Genomic DNA, 4797 nt, shown 5'->3' on the forward strand with positions numbered 1-4797 from the left:
GCGGCGGCTGGGGGTTAGCCGGAATACGCTTTACAAGCGGTTGCGGCAGGCTGAATGACCCACAGGGCATTTGTGTCGTGCGTTGAAAGTCGATCGTTCCCACGCTCCGCGTGGGAATGCAGCCCGGGACGCTCTGCGTCCCTACAGAGCCGAACGCGGAGCGTCCGTTGAGGCATTCCCACGCAGAGCGTGGGAACGATCATGGTAGGGGCTTTGGGCCTCAGTCAGCCAGACGCCAGGTAGTCCCACCCTTGCCATCTTCCAGCACCACGCCCATCGCTGTCAGCTGATCACGGATACGATCGGACTCAGCCCAATCCTTGCCCGCCCGAGCTGCCAGGCGCGCCGCAATCAGTGCATCGACTTCAGCCGCATCGACCCGCCCTTCAGCGCCGGCCTGCAGGAAGTCATCCGCCTCCAACTGCAACACACCGAGCACACTCGCCAGTTCTTTCAGACGTGCCGCCAGCCCCGCCGCTGCATCGAGATCGCTCTCACGCAGACGGTTGATCTCGCGCACCATCTCGAACAGCACGGCGCAGGCTTCAGGGGTGCCGAAGTCGTCGTTCATCACCGTGGTGAAACGCTCGACAAACGCTTCACCGCCTGCCGGCGCCACGCTCGGCAGGCCTTTCAGCGCATGGTAGAAACGCTCCAGTGCGCCCTTGGCGTCCTTGAGGTTGTCTTCCGAGTAGTTGATCGCGCTGCGGTAGTGGCTCGATACCAGCAGGTAACGCACCACTTCCGGGTGGTACTTGTCGAGCACGTCGCGGATGGTGAAGAAGTTGTTCAAGGACTTGGACATCTTCTCGCCATTGATGCGAATCATGCCGCAATGCATCCACGCGTTGGCGTAGGTCTTGCCGGTGGCCGCTTCGCTCTGGGCGATTTCGTTTTCGTGGTGCGGAAACTCCAGGTCGCTGCCGCCGCCATGAATGTCGAAGGTCTCACCGAGGCAGCAGGTGGACATCACCGAGCACTCGATGTGCCAGCCCGGACGCCCGGCGCCCCATGGCGATTCCCAGCTCGGCTCGCCCGGCTTGGCGGCTTTCCACAGGACGAAGTCGAGCGGGTCTTGCTTCGACTCGTCGACTTCGATGCGCGCGCCAATGCGCAAATCTTCGATCTTCTTGCGCGACAGCTTGCCGTAGCCCATGAACTTGGCGACGCGGTAGTACACGTCGCCATTGCCCGGCGCGTAGGCGTAGCCCTTGTCGATCAGGGTCTGGATCATTGCGTGCATGCCGGCGATATGATCGGTGGCGCGCGGTTCCATGTCCGGCTTCTGGATGTTCAGGCGCGCTTCGTCTTCGTGCATCGCGGCGATCATGCGCTCGGTCAGCGCTTCGAACGACTCACCGTTCTCACGGGCACGATTGATGATCTTGTCGTCGATGTCGGTGATGTTGCGCACGTAGGTCAGGTCGTAACCGCTGAAGCGCAGCCAGCGGGTCACCAGGTCGAACGCGACCATGCTGCGGCCGTGGCCGAGGTGGCAGTAGTCGTACACGGTCATCCCGCAGACGTACATGCGCACCTTGTTGCCATCCAGCGGCTTGAAGACTTCTTTGCTCTTGCTGAGCGTGTTGTAGATCGTTAGCACGTTAGTTCCTTGACTCACTCACTGGCCCCACGAATCACGCAGGGTCACGGTACGGTTGAATACCGGCTGACCGGGTTTCGAGTCCTTCAGGTCTGCGACGAAGTAGCCTTCGCGCTCGAACTGGAAACGGTCTTCCGGCTGTGCGTTGCCGAGCGATGGCTCGGCGCGACAACCGGTCAGCACTTGCAGCGAGTCAGGGTTGATATTGTCGAGGAAGCTGGCGCTGTCTTCGGCTTTTTCCGGGTTCGGCGAACGGAACAGGCGATCGTACAGACGTACTTCGCACTCGACGCTGGCGGCGGCCGGCACCCAGTGGATCACGCCTTTGACCTTGCGCCCTTCCGGGTTCTTGCCGAGGGTGTCCGGATCGTACGAGCAACGCAGTTCGACGATGTTGCCGTCGGCGTCCTTGATCGCTTCATCGGCGCGGATCACGTAGCTGCCGCGCAGACGCACTTCACCAGCCGGTTCCAGGCGCTTGTAGCCCTTTGGCGGCTCTTCCATGAAGTCTTCACGGTCGATGTAGATTTCCCGAGCGAATGGCAGCGCGCGCACGCCCATGTCTTCTTTCGGGTGGCGTGGCAGTTCGAGGTTTTCGACCTGGCCTTCCGGGTAGTTGGTGATGACCACTTTCAGCGGACGCAGCACGCACATGGCACGCGGTGCGCTGTGGTCGAGGTCGTCACGAATGCTGAATTCGAGCATGCCGAAATCGACCACGCCGTCGGAACGGTTGGTGCCGATCATTTCGCAGAAGTTGCGGATCGATTTCGGCGTGTAGCCACGGCGGCGGAAGCCCGACAGCGTGGACATCCGCGGATCGTCCCAGCCGTTGACGTGCTTCTCGTCAACCAGTTGCTTGAGCTTGCGCTTGCTGGTGATCGTGTAGTTCAGGTTCAGACGGCTGAACTCGTACTGGCGCGGGTTCGCCGGCACCGGCAGGTTCTCCAGGAACCATTCGTACAGCGGACGGTGGCTTTCGAACTCGAGGGTGCAGATCGAATGGGTGATGCCTTCGATGGCGTCCGACTGCCCATGGGTGAAGTCGTAGTTCGGATAGATGCACCACTTGTCGCCGGTCTGGTGGTGATGCGCGTGGCGGATGCGATACATGATCGGGTCGCGCAGGTTCATGTTCGGCGAAGCCATGTCGATCTTCGCCCGCAGCACGCGCGCGCCGTCGGGGAATTCACCGGCTTTCATGCGCGCGAACAGGTCGAGGTTTTCCTCAACCGAACGGTCACGGAACGGGCTGTTCTTGCCCGGCTCGGTCAGGCTGCCACGGTATTCCTTGGCCTGCTCCGGGGTAAGGTCGTCGACGTAGGCCTTGCCGGCCTTGATCAGCTCGACGGCCCAGTCGTGCAATTGATCGAAATACTGCGAGGCGTAGCGCACTTCACCGGACCATTCGAAGCCCAGCCATTTGACGTCGCTTTCGATCGCGTCGATGTATTCCTGATCTTCCTTGGCCGGGTTGGTGTCGTCGAAACGCAGGTGCGTGACGCCACCGAACTCCTGGGCCAGGCCGAAGTTGACGCAGATCGACTTGGCGTGGCCGATGTGCAGGTAGCCGTTGGGCTCCGGCGGGAAGCGAGTCACGATCTGGGTGTGCTTGCCCGAGTCCAGGTCTGCCTGGATGATCGGCCGCAGGAAGTTGACCGGCACGGCAGGGCCGGACTTGGCATTCGAGGTAGGGTCGACAGTGGGCTTGCTCATAGGATCCTTGACGTACAGGTGCGCGGCCGCAAAGAGGGGCCAGACAAAACAAAGCCGCTATCATAGCCGATGCTGTCAAGGGCCTGACAGAGCAGCTCTTATAAAGGCACGCATTTAATCGCCGGGAAATGAAAAACCGCCTCGAAATTCGCGCCTGTCACGCTAAACTGCGCACCTTGGCCGAAGCAGGCTGAACCGGTTGTGGGGCTCAATGTCCCAGAACCACGAATTCCCTATGAAGAGTAATGACCATGACTCAAGTCAAACTGACCACCAACCATGGCGACATCGTCATCGAACTGAACGCTGAAAAGGCGCCGATCACCGTTGCCAACTTCATCGAGTACGTCAACGCCGGTCACTACACCAACACCGTATTCCACCGCGTCATCGGCAACTTCATGATCCAGGGCGGCGGTTTCGAGCCAGGCATGAAAGAGAAGAAAGACAAGCGTCCAAGCATCCAGAACGAAGCGGACAACGGTCTCTCCAACGACAAATACACCGTCGCCATGGCCCGCACCATGGAGCCGCATTCGGCTTCGGCACAGTTCTTCATCAACGTCGCCGACAACACCTTCCTCAACCACAGCGGCAAGACCACTCAGGGCTGGGGCTACGCGGTATTCGGTAAAGTGACCGCCGGCACCGACGTTGTCGACAAGATCAAAGGCGTGTCGACCACTTCCAAGGCCGGCCACCAGGACGTACCAGCAGACGACGTGATCATCGAGAAAGCCGAGATCATCGCAGCGTGATATTGCTGATTTCAGACTTGCATCTGGAAGAGGAGCGCCCGGACATTACCCGGGCGTTTCTGGATTTGCTCGCCGGACGCGCGCGCTCGGCGAGTGCGTTGTACATCCTCGGCGACTTCTTCGAGGCGTGGATTGGTGACGACGCCATGACGCCCTTTCAGCGTTCCATCTGCCAGGCCCTGCGCGATTTGAGCGACAGCGGCACGGCCATATTCCTGATGCACGGCAATCGCGATTTCATGCTCGGCAAGGCCTTCTGCAAACAGGCCGGCTGCACCTTGCTGAAGGATCCGAGTGTCGTGCAGTTCTACGGCGAGCCAGTGCTGCTGATGCACGGCGACAGCCTGTGCACCCGCGACGTTGGCTACATGAAGCTGCGCCGCTACCTGCGCAACCCGATCACCCTGTTCATCCTCCGCCATCTGCCGCTGAGCAGCCGCCACAAACTGGCGCGCAAGCTACGCAGCGAAAGCCGTGCACAGACGCGGATGAAGGCCAATGACATCGTCGATGTCACCCCGGAAGAGATTCCGCGAGTGATGCAGGCATTCGGCGTGAAGACTCTGATCCACGGCCACACCCACCGCCCGGCAATTCACAAGTTGCAGCTTGGTGAGCAGGCGGCGAAGCGGATTGTGCTGGGGGATTGGGATCGTCAGGGTTGGGCGTTGCAGGTGGATGAGAGCGGGTATGCCTTGGCGCCGTTCGATTTCGCCCCGC

At 60.7% G+C, this 4797-nt stretch carries 5 protein-coding genes; 3 read left to right on the forward strand and 2 right to left on the reverse strand.

What is annotated here, in order from left to right; translation table 11 throughout:
• The coding region (locus F8N49_RS28695; protein ID WP_218574920.1) for a helix-turn-helix domain-containing protein at positions 1-58 on the forward strand (58 nt) is incomplete at its 5' end.
• 162 nt (positions 59-220) lie between these two features.
• Here F8N49_RS28695 and cysS read toward each other — a convergent pair.
• Positions 221-1603 (reverse strand): cysteine--tRNA ligase, encoded by a 1383-nt coding sequence (gene cysS / locus F8N49_RS25605; protein WP_071172911.1) that lies wholly within the window; start codon positions 1601-1603, stop codon positions 221-223.
• An 18-nt stretch (positions 1604-1621) separates the two neighbouring features.
• A complete protein-coding gene (locus F8N49_RS25610; protein WP_024013424.1) occupies positions 1622-3319 on the reverse strand; it encodes a glutamine--tRNA ligase/YqeY domain fusion protein in 1698 nt (565 codons plus the stop codon).
• A gap of 251 nt (positions 3320-3570) precedes the next feature.
• Between F8N49_RS25610 and F8N49_RS25615 the strand changes: the two genes are divergently transcribed.
• The gene (locus tag F8N49_RS25615) at positions 3571-4077 is read left to right on the forward strand and encodes a peptidylprolyl isomerase (RefSeq protein ID WP_056788856.1); all 507 of its coding nucleotides are present in this window, start codon (positions 3571-3573) and stop codon (positions 4075-4077) included.
• Positions 4074-4797, forward strand: a 724-nt coding sequence (lpxH, locus tag F8N49_RS25620) for a UDP-2,3-diacylglucosamine diphosphatase (protein ID WP_151553089.1), incomplete at its 3' end; no start/stop codon positions are given. The genes F8N49_RS25615 and lpxH, both read left to right, overlap by 4 nt.

This window comes from Pseudomonas sp. GXM4 (assembly GCF_008923895.1).
Lineage (GTDB): Bacteria > Pseudomonadota > Gammaproteobacteria > Pseudomonadales > Pseudomonadaceae > Aquipseudomonas > Aquipseudomonas atacamensis.